The organism is Bradyrhizobium genosp. SA-4 str. CB756, from assembly GCF_000473125.1.
In the GTDB taxonomy this organism is placed as follows: domain Bacteria; phylum Pseudomonadota; class Alphaproteobacteria; order Rhizobiales; family Xanthobacteraceae; genus Bradyrhizobium; species Bradyrhizobium arachidis.
This window is the reverse complement of sequence record NZ_KI421499.1, coordinates 4,827,618-4,851,668: the sequence shown is the minus strand read 5'-3', so window position 1 is coordinate 4,851,668 and position 24,051 is coordinate 4,827,618. Positions and strand designations below refer to the sequence as shown.

Below are 24,051 nucleotides of genomic sequence, written 5' to 3'. Positions count from 1 at the left end.
GTGACCGGGCCTTTTGCGTTTTGGTGCATGCTCACTCGGTCGCCACGTGGTTCCGGTCCACGACCCACAGCGTCCGCCGCATCATGCCCTCGACAATTGCTGCCGACTCGCTGGGACGCAGATAGATCGCCGTGGACTTGAGCAGCCATGGCAGCACCGCTTGCTCGAGCCGCTCCTCATAGGCGCGGCGCATCATGTCAAATGCCTGCAGCCCGGGTCCCGCCAGGATCACATGGTGTGGGCGCAGCACGGATATCGTTGCCGCGACCGCCTCGGCAAGCGCGCGGCCCGCCTGCTGAAATACGTGCTCGAGACGGGGATCGCCGCCCCGCGCTCGCTCGCGCAGGAGGGCCATCTGCGCCTCGGAAGGCTGTTGCGCCGCCGCCGGCGGCAGGTCGAGAAATGTGCGGGCGTCGCGGTAGAGCGCATAGTCGGCCAGATGGGCCTCGATACAGCCGCGCTGGCCGCAGCGGCATTGCGGCCCGTTCGATCCCAGTTTGATATGGCCAATCTCGCTGCCGGCGCCGGCGCCCCAGCGCGCTTCGCCGTCGACAACGACGCCCATGCCGACGCCGTGGCCGACCATGATCGTGGCCGAGAGGCCCTGCGCCAGTGGCGGCTCCGCGGCGGTGAGGGCGAGCGCAACGGCGACAGCGTCATTCGCCATCACGACTTCGGCGTTGAAGGCCTCGCGCACCGGCTTCACCAGATCGACATCGGTGACGGAGAGCGCCGGACTCCACAGATGCCGGCCGGTGTCCGCGTTCACGATCCCCTGCAGGGCAATCCCGATTCCCAACAGGCGATGGCGCGGCGTGGCCGTCGCCTCAAGCATCGCATCGATCTGCGTTATCACCAGATCGCACAGCGCGCCCGGATCGAGAGCCCGCGTCGCGATTTCGAGCCGCGATTGCGCCAGGCCGGAGCCGCTGAAATCCGCGATCAGTGTTTCAATCAGATTCATGCGGAGCGAGACCGCGATGATGCGGCCGAACTCCGGGTTCAGGGTCAGCAGCACGGCCGGCCGGCCGCGGCGGCGGCCGTTCAGCCCCTCTGCATCGTCTTCGTCCGTGTCGTCGGACCATGAGGTCGCCGCCGTCTCGGTCTCGCACAGCAACTCTTCCGCGATCAGTCTCGACGTCAGGCCGGAAACGGCGGCGAAGCTCAATCCCGTGCTTCGGGCGAGCTCCACACGCGGCAACGGCCCCTGACGTCGCAAGACCTCGACGAGGCGGCCGCGATTCGAGCCGCGGGCGGTGCTGGAAATTCGTCTCGGCTGCTCAATTTGGTCAACCATGCTGCCTCTTTAATTCATTAAGTGAAGTTAATGAATGAGTGAAAGGGTAGTGTGATCGAAAAAACACAGCTAATGGGTGACGATGGAGAGTCATATTTACTAATGTCATGCCTCATGTACTATTTCCGCGTGAAGAAGGGGGCAGTACATCCCAATTTCGATGTTTTTGCTCTGCGACATTTCTTCGCTTCGTAAAGAAAATAAGGCGCAAAAGCGTCTGAAGCCCCTCATCCGGGGTGGCCAAAGGGAGCTGAAACATGAACGGATCGATGAAGAAATTGCTAGTGCCGTTGCTTGCGACCGCGGCGCTCGCGATGGCGACGGGTGTGGCGCAGGCCCAGCAGAAGAAGACCATCGCGCTGGTCACCAACGTTGCAGCCGACTTCTGGACCATCGCCGGCCGCGGGCTCGAAAAGGCGCAGAAGGAGCACCCGGAATACAACATCGAATTGATCGTCACCAACGAAGGCACGGCGGCGGGCCAGCGGCGCGAGCTCGACGACCTCTTGGTGCGCGGCGTCGCCGGCATCTCCATCTCGGTCGACGATGCGCCGCACGCGACCGAACAGCTCAACAAGGTTGCGGCCAAGACCGTGTTGATCACGACCGACAGCGACGCGCCGCAGAGCAATCGTCTCGCCTATATCGGCACCGACAACGTCGCGGCCGGGCGGCAAGCAGGCGAAGAGATCAAGAAGGCGCTGCCGAACGGCGGCAAGATCGCGCTGTTCGTCGGCACGATGGACGCGGACAATGCCCGCGAGCGGGTGCAAGGCATCAAGGAAGCGATCGCCGGCACCAAGGTCGAGCTGGTCGACGTGTTCACCGACCAGGTCGACTTCGCCAAGGCCAAGGCGAACATGGAGAACGTGCTCGTCAAATATCCCGACATTGCGCTGTTGTCCGGCCTCTGGAGCTACGAGACACCGCTGATCTATGACGCGGTCAAGGCGGCGGGCAAGGCCGGCAAGGTGAAGATCGTCGGATTCGACGAGGACCAGCGCACGCTGCGGGGAATATCCGACGGCACAATCGAATCCACTGTCGTGCAGCAACCGTACGAGTTCGGATACCTCTCCGCCACCAACATCATCAAGACGCTGAACGGCGACAAGTCCTGGATTCCGGCTGACAGCAAGCTGATCGTGCCGACCCAAGTGATCAGCAAATCCAACGTCGCGGAGTTCACCGCAAATCTGAAGGGCCTGCTGAAGAAGTGACTTTCAGCGCCTTTCGACGCCCGGCGGCACGGCCGTCGGGCGTCGTGCGGGAGGAGATGAATGGCGGAAATCCTGTTCGAACTCGCCGGGATCAGCAAGTCCTATCCCGGGGTCATGGCCCTCGACGATGTCAGCCTGCGTGTGTACCGCGGCGAGGTGTTGGGTCTGATCGGCGAGAACGGCGCCGGCAAGTCGACGCTGATGCGCGTGCTGGGTGGCGTGATCGCGCCGAGCAAGGGCGTGATCCGCATCGGCGGCACCGAGCACGTCCGCATGACCGTGAACGAAGCGACGCAGGCCGGCATCGCCTTCGTGCATCAGGAGCTGAACCTTTTCGAAAATCTCGACGTCGCCGCGAACGTCTTCATTGGACGCGAGAGGCTTGTCGGCGGTCCGCTGAAGCTGGTGGATAGCGCGGAGATGCGCGCCCGCGTGACGCCGCTGCTGGAGCGGCTGGGCGCCGATTTCACCCCTGACACGCTCGTCGACAACCTGTCGATCGCCGAGCGTCAGCTGGTGGAGATCGCCAAGGCGCTCTCGATCGACGCCCGCGTGATCATCATGGACGAGCCGACCTCCAGCCTGACGATTTCGGAGACTGAACGGCTGCTGGAGGTGATTGCCGATCTGAAGGCGCACGGCATCTCGGTGATCTACATCTCTCACCGGCTCAGCGAGATCATGACCTGCGCCGACCGCGTCGTGGTGCTCCGCGACGGACGAACGGTGGGAGAGCTGGCGCGGGACAGGCTGAGCCACGCCGCAATGATCCGGCTGATGATCGGTCGCGACCTGAAAGCGCTGCATACGCCGCCGAAGCAGTCGCCGCAGCCGGGCGGCTGCGACATCGTCGGCCTCGTGACATCGGCCTTTCCCGACCGGCAGATCGATCTTTCCGTGCGGCATGGCGAGATCCTCGGACTGGCAGGGCTCGTGGGCGCCGGTCGCACCTCCCTGGCCCGCGCGGCTTTCGGCATTGATCCGCTGCTGGGCGGCGAGATCAGGATCGACAACGCGCCGGTCGATGTCGCATCGCCGCGGGACGCGATCAGGCAAGGCATCTATCTGATGCCGGAGGATCGCAAGAAATCCGGGCTCGTGCTGGAGCTGCCGATCCGGGAGAACGTGACGCTAGCCAGCCTGCTGAATTATGCGCGGATGTGGCTGGTCAGTGGCCCGGCCGAGCGCAAGGTCGCGAAAGAGCAGGTGAGGCGCCTCTCCATCAAGGTGCCGAGCATCGATATGGAGGCCGTGACGCTCTCCGGCGGCAACCAGCAAAAGGTCGTGCTGGGCAAGTGGCTTTCGATGCAGCCGCGCGTGATGTTCTTCGACGAGCCGACCCGTGGCGTCGATGTCGGCGCCAAGAGCGAGATCTACGCGCTGATGCGCGAGCTCGCCGACCAGGGCGTCGCGATCGTGATGATTTCTTCCGACATGGAGGAGGTCATTGGCGTCTCCGACCGGATTGCGGTGATGCATGAAGGGCGCGTCAGCGGCGTGCTGGAGCGCCCGCAGTTCAGCGAATACAACGTGTTGCAGCTTGCAATCGGCCAGGCGCCGGACACCATGGAAGCGGCCGCGCCATGAACAAGAAAGAACTCGGCCTGGGCCTGCTGCTGCTGGTGATTTCCGCCGTCACGGGCGCGATCAATCCGGCCTTCCTATCGCTGGTGAACTTGCTGAACATGGCCAATCTGATCGGCCTGTTCGGTGTGTTCGCGCTTGGCGAGGGGCTGGTGATCATCACCGGCGGCATCGACCTCTCGCTTGGCTCGATGTTCGCGCTGCTCGGCGTCATATTCATCGACCTTCTGACGACGTATCAGGTTCCCTGGCCCTTGGCGCTGCTGGCCGTGTTGCTGGGCGGGCTGGCGCTGGGAGGAATTCAGGGCTTCCTCGTCACCCGGTTGAAGATGCAGCCCTTCATCGTGACGCTGTGCGGGTTGCTGATCTACCGCGGCGCCGCCCGTTACTACACCAGCGACTCGACACGCGGCTTCGGCTACGGCGACGAGGCCGGGACGCTGAGCAGCATTGCCTCGGGCAATGTCGCGGGCATCCCGAACACCTTTATCCTTCTGATCATCCTTGCGCTCGTCCTCGGCGTGCTGCTGCACCGCTCGGTCTACGGGCGCTGGCTCTATGCCGTCGGCAAGAACGAGGAAGCGGCGCGCTTCTCGGGCATCAACACGAATATCGTGATCGCGACCGCCTATATCATCAGCGGCGGGCTCGCCGGAGTTTCAACAGTCTTGTTCGTGTTCTACACGAACTCGGTGTCGCCGAGCTCCTTCGGCAATTTCTATGAGCTCTACGCGATCGCGGCTGCCGTCCTCGGCGGGTGCAGCCTGCGCGGCGGCGAGGGCTCCATCCTCGGTATCGTGCTGGGGACCGCGCTGCTGCAGGTGCTGCAGAACCTCGTGAATATCCTGGGCATTCCCAATTCCCTGAACTTTGCGGTGATGGGGACGGTGATTTTGATCGGCGTGTTGGCGGATCATCAGTTGCAGGCCCGACGGCGGCGCAAGATGGCGCTGGCCGGCCTCGCCCGCACGGCGCCGAGATCGGCATTTGAAGGACAGCAGGGCGCAGCACCGCGCGGCGTGGACGCGCTGCCGGCAAGAACGGGCGACCAGGCATGACGGATCCAGGCTCCAGTCGACACAAAGCAGCTTCGGGGGCGCGCGGCTGCGACGGTGTGCTGGGGAAGGAGCGCGTTCCAGGCTCGATGGCTTGGCGGGAACGTGAGGCAAGAATGACAAAGCCTGAGACGGCGGGAGGACGAGAAAAATGTTGCCCAGGTTTTTGAACACCGCATGTGCATGGGGTGTGGGGATTGCTTTGTCATCGCTGATGGGCGGTGCGGTACACGCGGCCGATTTTCCAACGAAAGCCGCGCCTCTTCCCTATGTGGACGCCGACGACTTCTGGACGAGACCTTATCTGTTCGGCGATCTCGGCCGAACGAGGCTGAAGGAGCAGGGCATCGATCTGGGCCTGACGCTGGGTAATGAAACCGTCGGCAACCTGTCGGGAGGAGACAGGAACACCGCGGCCAACGCTGGACAATTGTGGTTCGGTGCCAAGCTCGATATGGCGAAGCTTGCCGGCATCCCGGGCGGCACGGTCGGCCTCACGCTGGTCCAGCGTTTCGGCGACAACCTGAATACCGAGGCAGGCATTCCGGCCTTGCAGCTGACCAACGAAGTTTTCGGCCGCGGAAATATCTTTCGCCTGACCCAACTCTATTACTCGCAGAAGCTTTTCAATGATCAGCTTGAACTCAAGGGCGGCCGTCTTCCAGTCGGCTCCGACTTCTTCTTCGGTCTGTGCGAGTTCATCAACCTGACCTTCTGCGGCGGCCAGCCCGGCAACATCCAGGGCGGCTACATCTATAACTGGCCGGTGAGCCAATGGGCCGGTGTCGTCCACTACAACTTCGCCAAGGATTTTCAATTGTCGGTCGGCGTCTACGACGCCAATCCGAATTATCTGACGACGGACGATCCGACCGTCTACTACTTGCCGGGCGTCCCTCACTCCAGTCCCGCCAGCGGCGTGCTGGTGCCGGTGGAGTTGGTCTGGGCGCCGAAGGGGCCCTTGAACGGGACCTGGAGATTTGGCGGCTGGTACGACAGCGCATCGACCATCGATGGCGGCCTTCCCGGTATCATCTCCACCATCCCCGGCACTGGAGGCGTCCCGGATCAAAATCTCGGAGATCGACGCGGCCGGTACGGCGTCTACGAGTCGATCCTGCAACGGTTGACCGTTGACGGTCCCGGTGCGGTGGGTTGGTATACCTTCCTCAATACGACCGTTGCCGATCATCGGACGTCGTTCCAGGACTACCAGATCGCCTTGGGCTTCCGGCATACCGGAACGTTCAGCTGGCGTCCCCAGGACGAAGTCGGCTTCGCGGTGGGCACGACCCACGTGAATTCGGCGGCCCTCAGCCCCAACGCGGGCGGCAACGAAGTGCCGATCGAAGTCTGGTACGGCTGGCAGGCGACCGGCTGGCTGAACCTCAAGTTCGACGCGCAGTATGTGATCAATCCCGGCGGCCGCGGCTATAACGCCGCCGGTGTGAAGACCGACAATGCCGTGGTTCTCGGCATGCGTACCGAGGTCCATTTCTGATGTGACGCCAACACGTCTGATGCGAAAGCCGCGGCATGCATGGGGTTGTTGTTCACCTCTTGCATGAAGGAAGCCCAACCAAGGAGGAGAGGGAGCGTAGCCCCGCACATCGCTCCGGTCCTCTCCTTGGCGCTTGAGCGGGACAAAACAAAATGCCCGGTCGCGGTGGCGACCGGGCCTTATGGCTTTGAAGCGCTACTCCGCAGGATGGGTTGAGCCCTTGCGAAACCCATCGCGTCCCGATCACCGTTCTCCGTAATCGCGGCCATCGCTGGCCTGATCGCCGGCCCAATCGGGAGGATAGTTGCCAAAAATCGATCTCGCCGCGATCGTGAATGGATGGCTCTGGCGGATCTCACGAAACGCCGCGCGCAACAACTCGACATGGTCCGTCAGCAACGATAGCTTCCTCTCCGCCGGATTGACGGTGGAGACAGCGCATTGATTTTCCGCCGGCGATCGAACGTCGAGCCCTGTCGATCTCGACCAATGCAATCGGAATAACGGCAGCGTTCTGGTTCATCGAGCGCCGGTGATGAGCAGGTGCCTCAGTGAAAGGAAATCACATGTACAAGACGCTTGGCTTACTGGTGCTGGCAAGCACGATGAGCGGACTGACGGCCGGCCTCGCCCAAACCGCCCAGGAAACAGTGCCGACCATGCTCGCGGCGCAGATACGGATGCAGGGCTTTGCGTGCGAGAAGGCGCTCAGCGCCGTCAAGGACAGCAAACGATCAAAGCCCGATCGCGAGGTGTGGGTGCTGAAGTGCAGCAACGCGACCTACCGAGTCGGTCGCGCTCCCGATATGGCAGCGAACGTCGAGCGGTTGAAATAGCGCCAAGCGAGGGGGCAGGGAGCACAGCACGCGGATTGATTCCGGCCTCCGCGGGCGCTCGCGGCGAACAAAGCAAAAGGCCCGGTCGCGGTGGCGACCGGGCCTTTTCGTTCGTGCCGACTCGTGCGCTTACGCAGCCGTCGAAGCCTTCCGCGCCGCCTTCTCCGCGGCCGCCGCGGCTTCGTCCTTGCGGATCTCCGAGAGCTTCTTCTGGACCTGCTCCGAGAAGATGTACTGCGCCGGGCGCTGCTTGGACATGTCGATCTCCGGCACCATCGGGCCCGTCGTCTTGATGCCGCGCAGCGACACCCACATCGCCTTCAGCGGGTTGTTGAGGGCTGCGGTCGCCGCCGTCGGCTCGTAGCCGCAATGGGCCATACAGTCGGCGCACTTCTCGTACTTGCCGGTGCCGTAGGTTTCCCAGTCGGTGGTGTCCATCAGCTCCTTGAAGGTCTTGGCGTAACCTTCACCGAGCAGGTAGCAGGGCTTCTGCCAACCGAAGATGTTGCGCGCGGGCATGCCCCACGGCGTGCACTCGTATTCCTGGTTACCGGCGAGGAAGTCCAGGAACAGGCCGGAATGCATGAAGTTCCACTTCTTGCCCTTGCCCATCGCGAAGACGTCGCGGAACAGCTTCTTGGTCTTGGTGCGGTTGAGGAAGTGCTCCTGGTCCGGCGCGCGCTCATAGGCGTAGCCCGGCGACATCGAGACGCCGACACCGAGCTCGACGGTGAGGTCGAGGAATTTCGCGATCTCCTCGGCCGGGTGGCCGTCGAAGATGGTGGCGTTGACGTTGACGGTGAAGCCGCGCGCCTTGGCCGCCTTGATCGCGGAGACGGCGCGGTCGAACACGCCCTTCTGCGACACCGCCTTGTCGTGGTGGTCGCGCAGGCCGTCGAGATGCACCGAGAAGAACAAATAGGGCGAGGGCTCGAACAGGTCGAGCTTCTTCTCGAGCAGCAGCGCGTTGGTGCAGAGCGAGACGAACTTCTTGCGCGCAACGAGGCCGCGCACGATCTCGCCGATCTCCTTGTGGATCAGCGGCTCGCCGCCGGGAATTGCGACCATCGGCGCGCCGCACTCGTCGGCCGCGTCCCAGCACTCCTGCGCGGTCATGCGACGGTTGAGGATCGCATCCGGATAATCGATCTTGCCGCAGCCGACGCAGGCGAGGTTGCAGCGGAACAGCGGCTCCAGCATCAGCACGAGCGGATAGCGTTTGCGGCCAAGCAGTTTCTGCTTGAGCAAATAGCCGCCGATACGCATTTCCTTGAAGAAGGGGATAGCCATTGCAGGTTTCTTTCTGGGATTGGAATTCGGGGTAGGTCAGCTCGCAGCCAGTTCGGCCGGAAGCCTGAATTCGATGTTTTCCTCGCGGCCCGGCAGCACCTGGACCTTGACCGGTCCGATCCGCCGCATCGCTTCGATCACGTCATCCACGAGTACCTCGGGCGCCGAGGCGCCGGCCGTGACGCCGACGGTCCTGGCATTCTTCAACCACTCCGGATTGAGCTCGCTGCCGTCGGCAATCAAATAACTCGCGACGCCGGCTTCAGTGCCGATTTCGCGGAGCCGGTTCGAGTTCGAGCTGTTGGCAGCGCCCACCACCAAGATCACGTCGACCAGCTTGCTCAAGTCCCTTACCGCAGATTGGCGGTTCTGTGTCGCATAGCAGATATCCCGGATATCTGGACCTTGAATATCTGTAAAGCGGGCCTGGAGGGCCGCAATGATGTCCTTGGTGTCGTCGACCGACAGTGTGGTCTGGGTGATGTAGGCCAATGGCGTATCTGCGGGCAGCGTCAGGGCGTTAACCTCTTCAACGCTTTGGACCAGCAGCACGGGGCCGGGAACCTGGCCCATCGTGCCCTCGACCTCGGGGTGGCCGGCATGGCCGATCAGGATCAGGGTGCGGCCGCGCGTGATGTAGCGCTTCCCCTGATTGTGAACTTTCGTGACCAGCGGGCAGGTGGCATTGAGCACCGGAAGGTCGCGTGCGGCGGCCTCTTCCTCGACGCTGCGGGCGACGCCATGGGCGCTGAAAACGGTCACGGCCTTCGGCGGAACCTCGGACAGCTCCTCGACGAAGATCGCGCCTTTGTTCTTCAGGCTCTCGACTACGTATTTGTTGTGCACGATCTCATGGCGCACGTAGACGGGCGGGCCGTACTTCTCCAGCGCCCGTTCCACGATCTCGATTGCACGCACCACGCCCGCGCAGAAGCCGCGCGGTTGCGCTAGGTAAACTTCCATAGGACGTCCATCACGCAAGTTGCACCAATCCGCTTCAAGTCCCCGGCGGCACCCCGATCCCGACCAATCAGGTGCAATAACCGCACCATTGGTTTCGCGCACGCGGTAACCACCCACCCCCATCGGGGTTCCGGCGCATGGAGGCGCAATACTTTGTGTCAAAAAATCGGCAGCAAGGAAAGGTCAATGAACCCAGGTTCCCTGGCCGCAGAGGTGTGCGGTATTATAATATGGGAATGCCGGTGAGCAAAAGGCGACCTTTGTGCGCACCGGATCGCCACTTTCCCGCCTCAACTCCCCGGCTATACCGACCGCCCGCATTTCGTGACGGACTTTGCCGTTTACCTCGAACCTCGGTGCGGCGATTGCCACTCAAAACAGCAATAGGTTTCGCCGGGGAACTCCGATAAACAGCGGGCGTTTTCGGCAAGCTGTTCACCAGAAAGAAAAGATGTGCTGCAAAGCGTAGTCGTTGCCATCGTCAGGGCCTGCACCCGGTTTGCCTCCCTCGTCGTCGTTCTCGGGCTCCTGCTGTCGGTAGGTGCGGGCTATTACGCCGCGCGGCACTTCGCCATCAACACCGACATCAATTCGCTGATTTCGCAAAATCTCGACTGGCGGCAGCGCGACCAGCAGTTCGACCGCGCCTTCGACCGCGACGCGACGATTCTGGCGGTCGTTGAGGCCGCAACGCCCGAGCTGACGACCGCCGCGGCGGACGCGCTCTATGCGAAGCTGAAAGACGACAAGACCAATTTCGTGTCGATGCAGCAGCTCGGCACCGGCGAGTTCTTCGAGCGCAACGGCCTGTTATTCCTGCCGACCGAAGAGGTTGCCAAGGCGACCAGCCAATTCGAATCCGCAGCGCCCCTGATCGAGATCATGGCCGGCGATCCCTCGATCCGCGGCCTGACCGGGGCGCTCGAAACCGGGCTTGCCGGCGTCAAGCGCGGGCAGGTGAAGCTCGACAGCACCGAGCGGCCCTTCAACCAGATCGCGCAGACCGTCGAGACCGTGCTCAACAAGGGCAATGCGACCTTCTCCTGGCGCGAGCTCGTCAGCGACCAGCCGCTGTCGGATTCGGACAAGCGCGCCTTCATCGAGTTCAAGCCGATCCTCGACTACAACGCGCTGGAGCCGGGCAAGGACGCTACCGACGCGATCCGCAAGGCTGCAGCCGACCTCGATTTCCCGACCAAATTCCAGGCGCGGGTGCGGCTGACCGGCCCCGTGCCGATCGCGAACGAGGAATACGCCACCGTCCAGGAAGGCGCCGTGGTCAACGGCGTCGGCACGGTCCTCGTCGTGCTGCTGATCCTGTGGCTAGCGCTGCATTCGGCCAAGATCATCTTCGCCGTGTTCATCAATCTGTTCGTCGGACTCGCGATCACGACCGCGGCCGGGCTGATGATGGTGGGCTCGTTCAATCTGCTGTCGATCGCGTTCGCCGTGCTGTTCGTCGGCCTCGGCGTCGATTTCGGCATCCAGTACAGCGTCCGCTATCGCTCGGAGCGCTACAAGCACGACGACCTCACGGGTGCGCTGGTGCTGGCGGCGAAGCGTTCGGCGATCCCGCTGTCGCTGGCGGCGATGGCGACCGCGGCCGGCTTCCTCTGCTTCATGCCGACCGATTACAAGGGCATCGCGGAGCTGGGCCAGATCGCCGGCGTCGGCATGCTGGTGGCGTTCGTCTCCTCGATCACCGTCCTGCCGGCCATGCTCAAGCTGCTCAACCCGCCCGGCGAGAAGGAGCCGGTCGGCTACGCCTTCCTGGCGCCGCTCGACCACTTCCTGGAGAAGCACCGCGTGCTGGTCGTCGGCGGCACGCTGCTGCTGGCGCTCGCCGGCCTGCCGCTGCTCTATTTCATGAAGTTCGACTTCAACCCGATGAACCTGCGCAACCCGCATGCCGAGTCGATCGCGACCTTCCTCGACCTGCGCAAGGATCCCAACACCGGCGCCAATGCCATCAACGTGATGACCACGTCGGAGGAGCAGGCGAGGCAGGTCGAGGCGAGGCTGGAGAAGGTCCCGGAGGTGCTGCGGGTGATGTCGCTCGACAGCTTCGTGCCCCAGGACCAGCAGCCGAAGCTGAAGCTGATCGCGCAGGGCGCCAAGGTGCTCAATCCCGCGCTCAACCCCGATCAGATCGATGCGGCGCCGACGGATAAGGAAAATGTCGAGGCGCTGAAATCCTCGGTCGACAATCTGCGCCGGACCGCCGGTGATGCGAAGGGGCCCGGCGCGGTCGCCTCGCGCCGGCTGGCGGACGCGCTCGAGAAGCTCGCCAATGGCGACGAGGCCACGCGCAACAAGGCGCAGGACGTGTTCGTCACGCCGATGAAGATCGTGTTCGACCAGCTCAGGAACGCGATGCAGGCAGGTCCGGTCACCCTGGCTTCGCTGCCGCCCGATCTCGTCAGCGCCTGGAAGAGCAAGGACGGCGTCATCCGCGTCGAGGCGCTGCCCAAAGGCGATCCCAACGACAACGACACGCTGCGCAGATTTGCCGCCGCGGTGCTCGCGGCCGAGCCGACGGCGATCGGCGGGCCGGTCTCGATCCTGAAGTCCGGCGATACCGTGGTGAAGGCGTTCATCCACGCCGGCATCTACGCGCTATTGGTGATCGGCCTGTTGCTGTGGATCACGCTGCGGCGGTTCGTCGACGTGTTGATGACGCTGGTGCCGCTGCTGGTGGCCGGCGCGGTGACGCTCGAGATCTGCGTGTTGATCGGCCTGCCGCTCAACTTCGCCAACATCGTCGCGTTCCCGCTGCTGCTCGGCGTCGGCGTCGCTTTCAAGATCTATTATGTCGTGGCCTGGCGCTCCGGCAGAACGAACCTGCTCCAGACCAGCCTCACGCGAGCAATCTTCTTCAGTGCGCTGACGACGGCGACTGCGTTCGGCAGCCTGTGGCTGTCGAGCCATCCCGGCACGTCCAGCATGGGCAAGCTGCTCGCACTCTCGCTGGTGACGACGCTTGCCGCCGTGCTGCTGTTCCAGCCGGCCCTAATGGGCAAGCCCCGCAATCTCAGGGAGTAGGCAGATGTCGCCGACCGTGTCGGCGGCACCCTTCTGACCAGGCTTGGCGGCGGTCTTCGGCGCTGCGGGCGCAGGGGCCGCGGCGCCCGTCGTGCCCGGAGCTGCCTGGGTTTTCGGCGCCGTGGGCTTCGGTCCACCTTTCGCCATGGCGTTGGCTGTGCTCAAGGGAATCGGCGGGCCGACCCGGATCCAGGTCTCGCCGCCGCAGAGGAAGCCCATCACGCAGCCCTTGATTTCGAGCTGGTCGGTGCCGACAGGCGTGATGGTCGCGCTGTAGAGTTGGCCGTCCTTGGCGTTGTAGACCTGACCTTCCCACTGATCGGCGCCGGGCTTTTTCTTCATGTCGATCAGGGTCGGCATGCCCAGGGTCGGCCTGTTCTTTTTTGACACATCCGGATTGTTCTCATCGCGGCCGCCGGGCTGCTTTTCCCAGGAAACCGCGCCCCACATGCTGCCACTGCATTGGGCGACACGGATGTTGGCGACGCCGTCGGCGACCCGCCAGTCGCCGGTCGGGTCCGCGGCGAGCGCGGGGGTCAGGCAGGTGTAACCGCCAGCCAGTATTATTCCGGTGTAAAGGGCTAAACGCATGAGAGTTCCTTGGCAGTGCAACATGGTCTAAAGCTGTGCTTGCGAAGATGGTCCGAAAAAGGGCAAAAGGCCGCACAGACCGTTTTCAGTAACGGTCCGTTTTCAGTTGACGAAACGGCCCTCAACCGAAGTATGTAGCGGATGCACAGTCCAAATCCAGACATGTCTCAGCTGTTCGCGGACCGGCAGGCCCAGCGCAGCGCCCTGCATAATCGGTACCTGAACGAGCAGTTCGTCCGGGTTCTCAAGACCATCGGCTACGATGTCGGCTTCCAGAAGGGGCAGGGGCAGTACCTCTACGACCGCGACGGGGCGCGCTATCTCGATCTGTTGTCCGGATTCGGCGTGTTCGCGATCGGGCGCAATCATCCGGTCATGCGCGAGGCGCTCAAGAGCGTGCTCGACGCCGATTTGCCCAATCTGGTCCAGTTCGACGTCTCGACGCTCGCCGGCGTGCTCGCCGAGCGCCTGCTGAAATATGTTCCCTATCTCGACAAGGCATTTTTCGCCAATTCCGGCGCCGAATGCGTCGAGGCGGCGATCAAGTTCGCCCGCGGCGCCACCGGCCGCCCCGGCATCGTCTATTGCGCCCACGGCTATCACGGCCTCACCTATGGCGCGCTGTCGCTGACGGGTGATTCGAACTTCCGCACCGGCTTCGAGCCGCTGCTGCCGGGCTGCACGTCTATCCCGTTCAACGATCTGGCCGCGCTGGAAAAGGCGCTGGCCTCGCGCGAGGTCGCAGCCTTCATCGTCGAGCCGATCCAGGGCAAGGGCGTCAACATGCCCACCGACGAGTTCCTGCCGGGCGCAGCCGCGCTCTGCAAGAAATACGGCACGCTGTTCGTTGCCGACGAGATCCAGACCGGCATGGGCCGTACCGGCCGCTTCCTCGCGGTCGAGCACTGGAACGTCGAGCCCGACATGGTGCTGCTGTCGAAGTCGCTGTCCGGCGGACACGTGCCTGTCGGCGCGGTGCTGACGCGCAAGAGCATCTTCGACAAGATCTTCAACCAGATGGACCGTGCGGTGGTGCATGGCTCCACCTTCTCCAAGAACGACCTGGCGATGGCCGCGGGCATCGCCACGCTCGATGTCATGGAGTCCGAGAAGCTGATCGAGTCCGCTGCCAAGCGCGGCGCCGAGCTGCGCCTTGCGCTGACGCGCATGGTGCCCGGCTACGAGCTGATGAAGGAAGTGCGCGGCAAGGGCCTGATGATCGGCGTCGAGTTCGGCCCGCCGAAGTCGCTGCGGCTGCGCGCCTCCTGGAACGTGCTGGAGACCGCCAACAAAGGCCTGTTCTGCCAGCTCATCACCGTGCCGCTGTTCAAGGACCACAAGATCCTCACCCAGGTCGCCGGCCACGGCAGCCACACCATCAAGCTGCTGCCGCCGCTCACGATCACCGAAGAAGACTGCAACTGGATCGAGCGCGCCTTCGACGACGTCATCGCCGGCAGCCACAAGGTCCCCGGCGCGATCTGGTCGCTCGGCAAGACGCTGGTGGACAACGCGGTGCGGCGGTCGGCGTAAGGCCCCCGCCGCGGCCTGATGTCGCGACGTGCGACCTGCTGAAGCAGGCCGCCTCCTGAAACCCCAAATCGGCACTTACTTTCCCGGCATTGACCTGACCGGGAGAGGAGCTGCGCGATGCCTGTGACTGGCGGCTGTCATTGCGGCGCGATCCGCTATGAGGTGAACGGCGAGACGATGGTGCACGCGCTCTGTCATTGTACGGATTGCCGTCGCCATTCCGGAGCACCGATGGTCGGCTGGGCGATGTATCCGCGCGAAGCGGTCAAGGTGGTGCGCGGCCAGCCGAAGATCTATCACTCCTCGAAGCATGGACGCCGGCACTTCTGTGCCGATTGCGGCACGGGGCTGTTCTACATCAACGAAAACCTGATGCCCGACGTCATCGACATCCAAAGCGGCACCTATGACGACCCCGATGCCATTCCGGCCGTGATGCACATCCAGGCCGCCGAACGGATTGGCTGGATGGAGCGGGCGCATGAGCTGCCCGTGTTCGAACGGTTTCCTCCGCTCGAATAACGGCGTCCGCAGGCGCCGCTACCCCTCCACATTCGCCTTCATCGCGGCCTCGAACTTGTCGACGAACTCGGCGAGCTCGTCGGCGCCGATATCGCTGACGGCCCAGAAGTTCAGGCCGCGATTGCCCCAGCGGCGGCAGTTGAAGCCTTGCATGGTCTCGGTCTTCGGTGCGCGATATTCCGCATTCGACGTCTGCGACACGAACAGGTTGATCACGTGCTGCCGGCGCTTGTAAACGACGGCGCCGATGGCGCGCGCGTCGACATAGTCGAGCCGGCCGCCGACCAGCGTAAAGCCTTGCGCGGTGAGGTCGATCACGGGCGGGGCGACGTCGAGCTTGCCGTTGAACCACGGCTTGACGGTGTGCTGGTCGGTCGAGACCACGTCGATGAGGTGGCCGGCCTGCAGCGAGCGCAGATGCGCGGAGACGACCTCCGACAGGATGCGCTGCTGGTCGTCCTGGCGCAGCACCACGGCGACGACGCCGGAGGCGGCGAGCGCGGAGACCGCCGAGCCCATCGCAAAGCCGCGCAGCACGGAACGGCGGCTCGGCTGCTGGCGCTGCGGCAGCGAGGCCTCGATCCGGCTGCGCAGGCTTGCGGGCGCGGTGTAGCGCAAATCGGTGTCGGCAAGCACGCGCTGCATCTCGCGCTGAGCGGCAAATTCGGCGGCGCAGTCCGGACAGCCAGCGATATGGGCTTCGACCTCGCGCGCATGGCCGGCGTCCAGCTCGTTGTCGAGCAGCGCGTGAAGCAGGATCTTTGCTTCGTCGCAGGTCATTTCGAATGCTCCTCTTCCGCCGTCCAGGCCGCGCGCAGCATGGCGCGGGCGCGGGCGAGGCGGGACATCACGGTGCCGACGGGCACGCCCGCGGCCTCGGCGATTTCACGATAGGACAGGTTATTGATCTCCCGCAGTACGAATGTTTCCCTGAATGGCTCGGCGAGCGCCTCGATCAGCTTGCGGACGACGCCGGCATCGCGGCTGCGCAGCACCTCGGTCTCGGGGCTCGCCTCGCTCTCCTGCCATAGTGGCGTCTGCTCGGCGGCGCCGGGCGTATCCTCGATCGCGCTCGGCCGGTGCGCCCGCCGCGCATATTCGGCGTTGCAGACATTGCGCAGGATCGCGAACAGCCAGGGCTTCATAGCCGGCCCGCGATAGCTGTCGAAGTGCTTCAGCGCGCGCAGATAGCATTCCTGCACCGCATCCTCGGCATCGGAGGCGTCGCGCAGGAGATAGCGCGCGAGCGTATAGACGTCGTCGAGATAGGGTAGCGCCGCCTCGCGGAAGCGCTGCGCCTTCTGCAAATCGTCGTTGGCGGGCATCGCTCCTCGCTTTGCCTCTTGCTTTGCTTCCGCTTTCGCCGCGGTCGAAGCCGCGTGAGCCCGGCCGGCGTGGGACCACCGGCCGGGCAAGACGTTGATGCCTTGGTTGGAGACGTTACTCAACCTTGATCATCCCCGTCATGTGCGGGTGCAGCGAACAAAAATACTTGTAGTCGCCCGCATTGGTGAAGGTGAACGAGAACTTGTCGTCGGTGTCCAGGGTCTTGGACCTGAACTTGCCGGCCGACACCACGGTGTGCGGGATGTCGTCCCGGTTGGTCCAGGTCACGGTGGTGCCGACCTTGATCTTGAGCTCGGCCGGCTGGAACACGAAATTGTCGATGTGCACGTCCAGGTCGTTGTCGGCACGGGCTTTTGTTGCGGGCAACAGGATGGCCGCGGCCAAAGCGAGACCGAGGTCGACACCGAAGTCGCGGCGATTGAGTATTTTCATTGTCAGCTTCCGTTCAACCTTAGCCCTGCAGCGGCGTGTCGATGATCGCGAGCCGCTGCTCGTTCTGCTTGAAGTTGACGCTTGCAACGCCGAGCATAGAGCGGAGTTTTGCGTCCTCGACCTTCATCGGTCCAGGCGAAGGGGCGGCTCCCGGCGCCGGCTGCGGGAACGCGGTCGAGCGCGCGGTGTGGAAGGTGACGTTGCCCTCGACCTTCTGCATCACCTGGTGGATGTGGCCGTTGAGCACGGTGACCGAGCCAAAGCCTTTCACGAGCTCCAGCGCGCGGCCGCCGTCCTCGGTGCCCCAGCCCCATTCGGGATAGACGGTCCAGAGCGGGATGTGGGCGAACAACACGACAGGCGTCGATTTCGACTTGCCGCGCAGATCATCCGCGAGCCAGGCGAGCTGCTCGGCGCCGAGATTGCCGAGGCCACCGGCCTTGAGGTCGACGACGTTGACGAGGCCGACGAAGTGCACGCCGCCGGCGTCGAAGGAGTACCAGCCCTGGCCCTTAGTGCCGCGGCCGTAGCGCTCGCGATAGAACTTCACCTCCTCGTCGAGGAAGTCATGTTCGCCGGGGACGTAGTGCACGTCGAGCTTGCTCTGCGAGATGATGCGCTCGGCATTGTCGAACTCGGCAGCCTTCGACAGGTGGGTGATGTCGCCGGTGTGGATCATGAAGGACGGCTTGGCCGGCATCGCGTTGATCTTGTTCACGGCCTCCTCCAGCGTGCCGAGCGCGTTGGGATTGGCCGGCTTGTCGAAGCCGACATGGCTGTCGCTGATCTGCAGGAAGGTCATGCCGGGCGTGGCCGCCGTCGCGGCTTCAGCCGCGTCGATGATGCCGAGCGAGCGCGGCACGCCGCCCGTGACGGTCCAGAGCACCCCCGTGCCGGCCCAGGTCATGCATTCCAGCACCTTGCGGCGGCTGAAGCCGTCGTCCCCTTGATCGTGTCCGCTCATCGCACCTCTCCGCTTCGCCCGGAATTGGGCTTCGGGGAGGTGATTGCGGGAGGGGGAGGCTTATTCCCGGATGCGATGACGATTTCGTGAGTGAGGCCTCGTGTCACGGACGTAGCGCAGCGCCTCTTGCCGGTGCGCTGCAGAGCAGGGACCTAGAAGGCCGCACGGTACGTGGTGAGATGGCTCCGGCTCTGCGCAGCAGCGTTGCACGCTGCAGCGCGTCCGGGGCACGAGACTTATTTCGCGAATTCTTTCGCGAATTCGCGCACGGCTTCCACCACGGCCGCCGGCATCTCCTGCGCCACGCAATGCCCGGCACCCTCGAAGACCAGCGTGCTCACCTGCGGAATCAGCGAGACCGCGCGCGCTGCCATCACCTTGTAGATCGGCCCCGACTTCGCGGCGGTGGTGACGCGCACCGGGCAGTCGATCTCGGTGAGCGACGTAAAAGGATTGCCGCGGGCGTCGCCGACGTAAACCTGCGTCATCGCCTCGTAGATCGGACGCAGCATCGCTGCCTCGATCTCGGGCGTGCAGCAGAGCCGGACCCGGCCATCCCCCAGCGGCACGAAGCCGTGACGCACATAGGCCCGCAGCGAGGTCTCGGTCCAATCCACGAATGCCGGCGCCGCGCGGTAGCGGTTGAACACGGCATCGTGGCTGTCGAATTCCGCCTGCCGGCGCAGCGCGCCTTGCACGCGGGAGAGGGCCTCTCCGTCCAATCCACCAGCGCGTGCCGCGCGCGGGTCCATGATGGTCGGCTCCATCACGAACAGGCGCGTGAAACGCCCGGGCAATAGCTTTGCCGCGAGCAGGAGGTCGGTCGCCCCCGCACTATGGCCGATGCCGTAGACATCGTGCAGCCCGAGCGCATCGATGACCCGGCAGACGTCGTCGGCGAAGTCCAGGAAGTGATAAGTGCTGGGCTTGTGGCTGGCGCCGTGGCCGCGGCGGTCGAGGGCGTAGACGGTGTAGGTCGACGCAAGTTCGCGCGCGACCTCGTCCCAAACATCGGCGACGAAACCGGTGCCGTGCACGAGCAGGGCGGGCGGCTTGCCGCTCTCGCCCCATTGCAACATGGCGATCTCTGCGCCGGCGGGGCCGATTGAAAAGCGGTGCGGATTGATCATGGCGATGCGATGCTACTTCGCATCCTCCAAGATCATCGTCGCACCCTTCTCGGCGATCATCGCCGTCGGCGTGTTGGTGTTCCCTGACGTGATGGTCGGCATGATCGAGGCATCGACGATGCGAAGGCCGCTGAGGCCGTAGAAGCGCAGGCGCTCGTCGACCACGGCCATCGGATCGTTCGCTGCGCCCATCTTGGCGGTGCCGACAGGATGGAAGATGGTGGTGCCGATGTCGCCGGCGGCCTTCGCCAGCGAGGCATCGTCGTCGCCGACGGAGGGACCGGGCAGATATTCGCTCGGGCGATATTTTGCCAGCGCCTTCTGCTGCATCAGGCGACGGGTGGTGCGGATGGCGTCCGCGCCGACCTGGCGGTCGTCGTCGGTCGACAGATAGTTCGGCGCGATGATCGGCTTTTCGTCCGGTGTCGACGAACGCAGCCGCACGGTGCCGCGCGAGGTCGGCTGGAGATTGCAGGCGCTGACGGTGATCGCGGGGAAGCGGTGCAGGGGATCGCCGAATTTGTCGAGCGACAGCGGCTGCACATGGAACTGGATGTTGGCGCGCGAACGCGTCGCATCAGAGCGCGTGAAGATGCCGAGCTGCGAGGGCGCCATGGTCAGGGGACCGCGGCGGCGGAAGGCGTAGTCGAGCCCCATCAAACCACGGCGGAAGAGATTGTAGTAGGTCTCGTTCAGCGTGCGCACGCCCTCGACCTTGTAGATCGCGCGCTGCTGGAGATGGTCCTGCAAGTTTCGGCCGATGCCAGGCTTGTCCATGACGATGTCGATGCCGAGCGGCGACAGCCAGTCGGCGGGGCCGATGCCGGAGCGATGCAGCACCTGCACCGAGCCGATCGCGCCTGCCGAGAGGACGACCTCGCGTTTCGCGCGTGCCTCGAGGATCTCGCCGTTCTGGATGAAGCGCACGCCGACGGCGCGGCCCTGCTCGATGATGAGGCGATCGACCAGCACATGCTTCTCGAGCCGCAGATTGGGGCGGTTCAGCGCGGGCTTGAGGAAGCCGCGCGCCGACGACCAGCGGCGGCCGCGCTTCTGGTTGACATGGAAGTAACTGGTGCCTTCGTTGTCGCCGGTGTTGAAATCCGGGATGCGCTTGATGCCCATCTCCTCGGCGGCATCACCAACGGCATCGAGAACGTCCCAGGACAGCCGTGGCGCCTCGATGCGCCAGCCGCCGCCGGCGCCGTGATGCTCGCTCGCGCCGAGGAAGTGATCCTCGATCCGTTTGAACAGCGGCAGCACGTCGTCATAGCCCCAGCCAGTCAGTCCGAGCTGGCGCCAATGGTCGTAGTCGGCGGCCTGTCCGCGCATCGAGATCATGGCGTTGATCGCCGAGCAGCCGCCGATCACCTTGCCGCGGGGATAGGCGAGCGAACGGCCGTTCAGGCCGGGCTCGGCCTCGGTCTTGAACATCCAGTCCGAGCGCGGATTGCCGATCGCGAAGAGATAGCCGACCGGAATGTGGAACCAGATCCAGTTGTCGTCGCCGCCGGCTTCGAGAATGAGAACACGGTTCTTGGGCTCGGCCGACAGCCGGTTGGCGAGGATGCAGCCGGCGGTGCCGGCCCCGACGACGATATAGTCAAACTCACCTTCGAGCCGTCTTGGCATTCTGCTTCCACCCAAACAGACGTCATGCCCGGGCTTGTCCCCGGCATCCACGCGCTTCCCGTCCTAATAGTCAGACGTGAATGGCCAAGACAAGCTGGAGACAAGCTGGCCACAAGCCCGGCCATGACGAGGAGACAGAGCTCCCCCGGACCCCAGGCAGTTGGGTGGACTCGCGCTTGCATGGTAGACAGTGCTGTATTTTCAACCAAGCTTTGAGACCTTCCATGCCCATCGTGAACCGTGTCGCCGACCTCCAACCCGATATTCAGGCCTGGCGCCGGGACATTCATGAGCATCCCGAGCTGCTCTACGATGTCCACCGCACCGCAGCATTCGTGGCGGACCGCCTGCGCGAGTTCGGCTGCGACGAGGTCGTGACCGGCATCGGCCAGACCGGGGTGGTCGGCGTGATCAAGGGCAGCAAGCCGGCCGGCGAGGGGCTCAAGGTGATCGGCATGCGTGCCGACATGGATGCGCTCCCTGTCGAGGAAGAGACCAACCTGCCTTACGCCTCCAAGACCCCCGGCAAGATGCATGCCTGCGGCCATGACGGCCATACCGCGATGCTGCTCGGCGCCGCGCGTTATCTCGCCGAGACCCGGAACTTCGCCGGCGATGCCGTGGTGATCTTCCAGCCGGCCGAGGAGGGCGGCGCCGGTGGCGCGGCCATGGTCAAGGACGGGCTGATGGAGCGCTTCGGCATCGAGCAGGTCTACGGCATGCACAACGGCCCCGGCATACCGATCGGCTCGTTCGCGATCCGGCCCGGTCCGATCATGGCAGCGACCGACGAGGTCGACATCATGATCGAGGGTTTCGGCGGCCATGCCGCGCGCCCGCACAAATGCGTGGATTCCGTGCTGGTGGGTGCGCAGGTGATCACGGCGCTGCAATCGATCGTTGCGCGCAGCGTCGATCCCTTGGAATCGGCGGTGATCTCGATCTGCGAGTTTCACGCCGGCAATGCCCGCAACGTCATTCCGCAGACGGCGACGCTGCGCGGCACGATCCGCACGCTGACGCCGGAGGTGCGCAGGCTGGTCGAGAAGCGCGTGCATGAGGTGGTGGCGGGCGTGGCGCAGATCACGGGCGCCAAGATCGATCTGCGCTACAAGCGCAACTATCCCGTCGTGAACAACCACGCCGCGGAGACCGAGGTGGCGACGCGCATTGCGAAGCACGTTGCGGGCGAAGCCAACGTGCTCGAGATGCCGCCGCTGATGGGCGGCGAGGATTTCGCCTATATGCTGGAAGCGCGCCCCGGCGCCTTCATCTTCTGCGGCAACGGCGACAGCGCCGGCCTGCATCACCCCGCCTACAATTTCAACGACGAGGCGATCGTCTACGGCACGTCCTACTGGGTCAAGCTGGTCGAAGAACAGCTCGCGGCGTCGTAAGGCCGAAGCTCGACGCACAAAATGAAAGGGCCCGTGCTTGCACGGGCCCTTTGTCGTTGCGGGATCTGATCGGCTTAGAAGATGCGCGAGAAGATCACGTAGAGCGTGCCCGACAGCAGGATGGCGACGGGCAGGGTCAGGACCCAGGCCATCACCATGTTGCGGATGGTGGCGATCTGGAGACCCGAGCCGTTCGCGGCCATCGCGCCTGCTACGCCTGACGACAGCACGTGCGTGGTCGACACAGGCAGGCCGAAGGTGTCGGCGGCACCGATCGTGGCGGCGGCGACGAGCTCGGCGGAGGCGCCCTGCGCGTAGGTCAGGTGGGTCTTGCCGATCTTCTCGCCGACGGTCACGACGATACGCTTCCAGCCGACCATGGTGCCAAGGCCGAGCGCGATCGCCACTGCAACCTTCACCCAGGTCGGGATGAACTTGGTCGCGCTGTCGAGCCCGCCCTTGTAAGCGTTCAAGGTCGCGACCTCTTCCTTGTTGAGGTCGTTTTCCTTGTCCTTCATCAGGAAGCGGATCGCTTCCGAGGTCAGGTACATGTCGTTACGGGTGTTGCCGACCACTTCCGCCGGCACCTTGTTCAGGGAGCCGTACTTCGCGACCTGGTCGCCGACATCCTTCACCAGCACCGACAGCGAAGGATAGGTGCCTTCGGTGATGTGATGCGAGGTGATGTACTGCGTCACCGCGGGGCGCGGGTCGCCGATGATGTTGTGGCCGGCGCCCTTGGCCGCGATCACCTTGGAGGCGGCGTCCGAAACCTTCTGGAACTGGGCGACCTGCGTCTCCGGCAATGCGCGGTTGAGCGCGTAGGCCGTCGGCACGGTGCCGATCAGGATCAGCATGATCAGGCCCATGCCCTTCTGACCGTCGTTCGAGCCGTGGGCGAAGCTGACGCCAGTGCAGGTCAGGATCAGGAGGCCGCGGATCCAGATCGGCGGGGCCTTGTGGCCTTCGGGAGCTGCGTAGAGCGCCGGGTTCTTGACGATCATCTTGAGCAGCAGCAACAGGACGGCGGCGCAGACAAAGCCGACCAGCGGCGAGAGCAGGAGCGCATAGCCGATTTCGGTGGCCTTGCCCCAGTCCACGCCCGAGGTGCCGTCGCGGCCGCGCATGATCGCGTTGGCGACGCCGACGCCGATGATCGAGCCGATCAGCGTGTGCGAGGAGGAGGCCGGCAGGCCGAAGGCCCAGGTGCCGAGGTTCCAGAGGATCGCGGCGATCAGCAGCGCGAACACCATCGCGAAGCCGGCGCTGGAGCCGACCTGCAGGATCAGCTCCACCGGCAGCAGCGAGACGATGCCGAACGCGACGGCACCGGTCGACGTCAGCACGCCGAGGAAGTTGAACAGGCCGGACCACATCACCGCGAATTCGGCCGGCAGCGAGTGGGTGTAGATCACGGTCGCCACCGCGTTGGCAGTGTCATGGAAGCCGTTGACGAATTCGAAGCCGAGCGCGATCAGCAGCGCGACGAACAGCAGGATGTAGGGAACGTAGCTCGTGACCTTGGTGCCGGTCGCATCGACGTCGGAATAGATGCTGTAGGCGACGAACAGCAGGCCTGCGGCGAGGATGCCGAAGAACAGGATCATCGTCAGCGGATTGAAACCCTTGTCGAGATTGGGCCGGGAAGCAGGCTGGACAGGCGCCGGATCGCCTACCGCACGGTCGAATGCAACATCTGTCATTTTTGGACGCCC

At 64.2% G+C, this 24,051-nt stretch carries 21 protein-coding genes; 9 read left to right on the top strand and 12 right to left on the bottom strand.

The window, feature by feature from the left end:
- Window positions 1-31: 31 nt before the first annotated feature.
- Window positions 32-1,297, bottom strand: coding sequence for an ROK family protein (locus tag BRAGE_RS0123725; protein ID WP_027558697.1), 1,266 nt, complete (start codon window positions 1,295-1,297; stop codon window positions 32-34).
- Between the two features lie 257 nt (window positions 1,298-1,554).
- Between BRAGE_RS0123725 and BRAGE_RS0123720 the strand changes: the two genes are divergently transcribed.
- From BRAGE_RS0123720 to BRAGE_RS0123705, 4 genes are all read left to right on the top strand, one after another.
- Window positions 1,555-2,517: a sugar-binding protein gene (locus BRAGE_RS0123720; protein ID WP_084334242.1), complete on the top strand. Its 963-nt coding sequence runs from the start codon at window positions 1,555-1,557 to the stop codon at window positions 2,515-2,517.
- A 60-nt stretch (window positions 2,518-2,577) separates the two neighbouring features.
- Window positions 2,578-4,104, top strand: coding sequence for a sugar ABC transporter ATP-binding protein (locus BRAGE_RS0123715; RefSeq protein ID WP_027558699.1), 1,527 nt, complete (start codon window positions 2,578-2,580; stop codon window positions 4,102-4,104).
- A complete protein-coding gene (locus BRAGE_RS0123710) occupies window positions 4,101-5,159 on the top strand; it encodes an ABC transporter permease (RefSeq protein ID WP_027558700.1) in 1,059 nt (352 codons plus the stop codon). The genes BRAGE_RS0123715 and BRAGE_RS0123710 overlap by 4 nt, the downstream gene beginning before the upstream one ends.
- 148 nt (window positions 5,160-5,307) lie before the next feature.
- Window positions 5,308-6,657 (top strand): carbohydrate porin, encoded by a 1,350-nt coding sequence (locus tag BRAGE_RS0123705; RefSeq protein WP_027558701.1) that lies wholly within the window; start codon window positions 5,308-5,310, stop codon window positions 6,655-6,657.
- A 243-nt stretch (window positions 6,658-6,900) separates the two neighbouring features.
- Here BRAGE_RS0123705 and BRAGE_RS56430 read toward each other — a convergent pair whose 3' ends face one another.
- Window positions 6,901-7,056: a hypothetical protein gene (locus tag BRAGE_RS56430; protein WP_181411690.1), complete on the bottom strand. Its 156-nt coding sequence runs from the start codon at window positions 7,054-7,056 to the stop codon at window positions 6,901-6,903.
- A gap of 167 nt (window positions 7,057-7,223) precedes the next feature.
- Here BRAGE_RS56430 and BRAGE_RS0123695 point away from each other — a divergent pair, with 167 nt between their 5' ends.
- Window positions 7,224-7,493: a hypothetical protein gene (locus tag BRAGE_RS0123695; protein WP_027558702.1), complete on the top strand. Its 270-nt coding sequence runs from the start codon at window positions 7,224-7,226 to the stop codon at window positions 7,491-7,493.
- A gap of 129 nt (window positions 7,494-7,622) precedes the next feature.
- Here the strand turns inward: BRAGE_RS0123695 and hpnH are convergent, their stop codons facing one another.
- Both hpnH and ispH read right to left on the bottom strand, forming a co-directional pair.
- Complete coding sequence (hpnH, locus tag BRAGE_RS0123690; RefSeq protein ID WP_027558703.1) at window positions 7,623-8,783, bottom strand: adenosyl-hopene transferase HpnH; 1,161 nt, start codon at window positions 8,781-8,783, stop codon at window positions 7,623-7,625.
- A gap of 36 nt (window positions 8,784-8,819) precedes the next feature.
- Window positions 8,820-9,746: a 4-hydroxy-3-methylbut-2-enyl diphosphate reductase gene (gene ispH / locus BRAGE_RS0123685; RefSeq protein ID WP_027558704.1), complete on the bottom strand. Its 927-nt coding sequence runs from the start codon at window positions 9,744-9,746 to the stop codon at window positions 8,820-8,822.
- A gap of 453 nt (window positions 9,747-10,199) precedes the next feature.
- On the opposite strand from ispH, the gene BRAGE_RS0123680 reads away from it, so the two are divergent.
- Window positions 10,200-12,788, top strand: coding sequence for an MMPL family transporter (locus BRAGE_RS0123680; protein WP_027558705.1), 2,589 nt, complete (start codon window positions 10,200-10,202; stop codon window positions 12,786-12,788).
- Here BRAGE_RS0123680 and BRAGE_RS0123675 read toward each other — a convergent pair.
- Window positions 12,756-13,379 (bottom strand): DUF2147 domain-containing protein, encoded by a 624-nt coding sequence (locus BRAGE_RS0123675; RefSeq protein WP_027558706.1) that lies wholly within the window; start codon window positions 13,377-13,379, stop codon window positions 12,756-12,758. The genes BRAGE_RS0123680 and BRAGE_RS0123675 overlap by 33 nt on opposite strands.
- 141 nt (window positions 13,380-13,520) lie before the next feature.
- Between BRAGE_RS0123675 and hpnO the strand changes: the two genes are divergently transcribed.
- Both hpnO and BRAGE_RS0123665 read left to right on the top strand, forming a co-directional pair.
- On the top strand, window positions 13,521-14,912 hold the full coding sequence (hpnO, locus tag BRAGE_RS0123670; RefSeq protein ID WP_027558707.1) for an aminobacteriohopanetriol synthase HpnO: 1,392 nt from the start codon (window positions 13,521-13,523) through the stop codon (window positions 14,910-14,912).
- A gap of 117 nt (window positions 14,913-15,029) precedes the next feature.
- On the top strand, window positions 15,030-15,434 hold the full coding sequence (locus BRAGE_RS0123665; RefSeq protein WP_027558708.1) for a GFA family protein: 405 nt from the start codon (window positions 15,030-15,032) through the stop codon (window positions 15,432-15,434).
- Between the two features lie 18 nt (window positions 15,435-15,452).
- Here BRAGE_RS0123665 and BRAGE_RS0123660 read toward each other — a convergent pair whose 3' ends face one another.
- The 6 genes from BRAGE_RS0123660 to BRAGE_RS0123635 all read right to left on the bottom strand — a co-directional run bounded on the left by BRAGE_RS0123660 (window position 15,453) and on the right by BRAGE_RS0123635 (window position 20,939).
- Window positions 15,453-16,214 carry an anti-sigma factor family protein gene (locus BRAGE_RS0123660; RefSeq protein WP_027558709.1) on the bottom strand — a complete coding sequence of 254 codons (762 nt, stop codon included), beginning with the start codon at window positions 16,212-16,214 and terminating at the stop codon, window positions 15,453-15,455.
- Window positions 16,211-16,759, bottom strand: a complete 549-nt coding sequence (locus BRAGE_RS0123655; protein WP_027558710.1) for a sigma-70 family RNA polymerase sigma factor — start codon at window positions 16,757-16,759, stop codon at window positions 16,211-16,213. Before BRAGE_RS0123655 ends, BRAGE_RS0123660 begins: the two co-directional genes overlap by 4 nt.
- A gap of 115 nt (window positions 16,760-16,874) precedes the next feature.
- Window positions 16,875-17,213 carry a cupredoxin domain-containing protein gene (locus tag BRAGE_RS0123650; protein ID WP_027558711.1) on the bottom strand — a complete coding sequence of 113 codons (339 nt, stop codon included), beginning with the start codon at window positions 17,211-17,213 and terminating at the stop codon, window positions 16,875-16,877.
- 19 nt (window positions 17,214-17,232) lie between these two features.
- Complete coding sequence (locus BRAGE_RS0123645) at window positions 17,233-18,177, bottom strand: metallophosphoesterase family protein (protein WP_027558712.1); 945 nt, start codon at window positions 18,175-18,177, stop codon at window positions 17,233-17,235.
- Window positions 18,178-18,413: 236 nt separating this feature from the next.
- Window positions 18,414-19,307, bottom strand: a complete 894-nt coding sequence (locus tag BRAGE_RS0123640; RefSeq protein ID WP_027558713.1) for an alpha/beta fold hydrolase — start codon at window positions 19,305-19,307, stop codon at window positions 18,414-18,416.
- Between the two features lie 12 nt (window positions 19,308-19,319).
- Window positions 19,320-20,939, bottom strand: a complete 1,620-nt coding sequence (locus BRAGE_RS0123635; protein ID WP_027558714.1) for a GMC family oxidoreductase — start codon at window positions 20,937-20,939, stop codon at window positions 19,320-19,322.
- A gap of 224 nt (window positions 20,940-21,163) precedes the next feature.
- Here BRAGE_RS0123635 and BRAGE_RS0123630 point away from each other — a divergent pair, with 224 nt between their 5' ends.
- The gene (locus BRAGE_RS0123630) at window positions 21,164-22,336 is read left to right on the top strand and encodes a M20 aminoacylase family protein (protein ID WP_027558715.1); all 1,173 of its coding nucleotides are present in this window, start codon (window positions 21,164-21,166) and stop codon (window positions 22,334-22,336) included.
- Window positions 22,337-22,410: 74 nt separating this feature from the next.
- Here BRAGE_RS0123630 and BRAGE_RS0123625 read toward each other — a convergent pair whose 3' ends face one another.
- A complete protein-coding gene (locus tag BRAGE_RS0123625) occupies window positions 22,411-24,039 on the bottom strand; it encodes an inorganic phosphate transporter (protein WP_027558716.1) in 1,629 nt (542 codons plus the stop codon).
- Window positions 24,040-24,051: the final 12 nt, after the last annotated feature.

Bases quoted from the DNA above. Each gene is read 5' to 3' on its own strand.
- BRAGE_RS0123725 (WP_027558697.1), bottom strand. From the start codon at position 1,297: ATGGTTGACCAAATTGAGCAGCCGAGACGAATTTCCAGCACCGCCCGC.
- BRAGE_RS0123720 (WP_084334242.1), top strand. From the start codon at position 1,555: ATGAACGGATCGATGAAGAAATTGCTAGTGCCGTTGCTTGCGACCGCG.
- BRAGE_RS0123715 (WP_027558699.1), top strand. From the start codon at position 2,578: ATGGCGGAAATCCTGTTCGAACTCGCCGGGATCAGCAAGTCCTATCCC.
- BRAGE_RS0123710 (WP_027558700.1), top strand. From the start codon at position 4,101: ATGAACAAGAAAGAACTCGGCCTGGGCCTGCTGCTGCTGGTGATTTCC.
- BRAGE_RS0123705 (WP_027558701.1), top strand. From the start codon at position 5,308: ATGTTGCCCAGGTTTTTGAACACCGCATGTGCATGGGGTGTGGGGATT.
- BRAGE_RS0123695 (WP_027558702.1), top strand. From the start codon at position 7,224: ATGTACAAGACGCTTGGCTTACTGGTGCTGGCAAGCACGATGAGCGGA.
- hpnH (WP_027558703.1), bottom strand. From the start codon at position 8,783: ATGGCTATCCCCTTCTTCAAGGAAATGCGTATCGGCGGCTATTTGCTC.
- ispH (WP_027558704.1), bottom strand. From the start codon at position 9,746: ATGGAAGTTTACCTAGCGCAACCGCGCGGCTTCTGCGCGGGCGTGGTG.
- BRAGE_RS0123675 (WP_027558706.1), bottom strand. From the start codon at position 13,379: ATGCGTTTAGCCCTTTACACCGGAATAATACTGGCTGGCGGTTACACC.
- hpnO (WP_027558707.1), top strand. From the start codon at position 13,521: ATGCACAGTCCAAATCCAGACATGTCTCAGCTGTTCGCGGACCGGCAG.
- BRAGE_RS0123665 (WP_027558708.1), top strand. From the start codon at position 15,030: ATGCCTGTGACTGGCGGCTGTCATTGCGGCGCGATCCGCTATGAGGTG.
- BRAGE_RS0123660 (WP_027558709.1), bottom strand. From the start codon at position 16,214: ATGACCTGCGACGAAGCAAAGATCCTGCTTCACGCGCTGCTCGACAAC.
- BRAGE_RS0123655 (WP_027558710.1), bottom strand. From the start codon at position 16,759: ATGCCCGCCAACGACGATTTGCAGAAGGCGCAGCGCTTCCGCGAGGCG.
- BRAGE_RS0123650 (WP_027558711.1), bottom strand. From the start codon at position 17,213: ATGAAAATACTCAATCGCCGCGACTTCGGTGTCGACCTCGGTCTCGCT.
- BRAGE_RS0123645 (WP_027558712.1), bottom strand. From the start codon at position 18,177: ATGAGCGGACACGATCAAGGGGACGACGGCTTCAGCCGCCGCAAGGTG.
- BRAGE_RS0123640 (WP_027558713.1), bottom strand. From the start codon at position 19,307: ATGATCAATCCGCACCGCTTTTCAATCGGCCCCGCCGGCGCAGAGATC.
- BRAGE_RS0123635 (WP_027558714.1), bottom strand. From the start codon at position 20,939: ATGCCAAGACGGCTCGAAGGTGAGTTTGACTATATCGTCGTCGGGGCC.
- BRAGE_RS0123630 (WP_027558715.1), top strand. From the start codon at position 21,164: ATGCCCATCGTGAACCGTGTCGCCGACCTCCAACCCGATATTCAGGCC.
- BRAGE_RS0123625 (WP_027558716.1), bottom strand. From the start codon at position 24,039: ATGACAGATGTTGCATTCGACCGTGCGGTAGGCGATCCGGCGCCTGTC.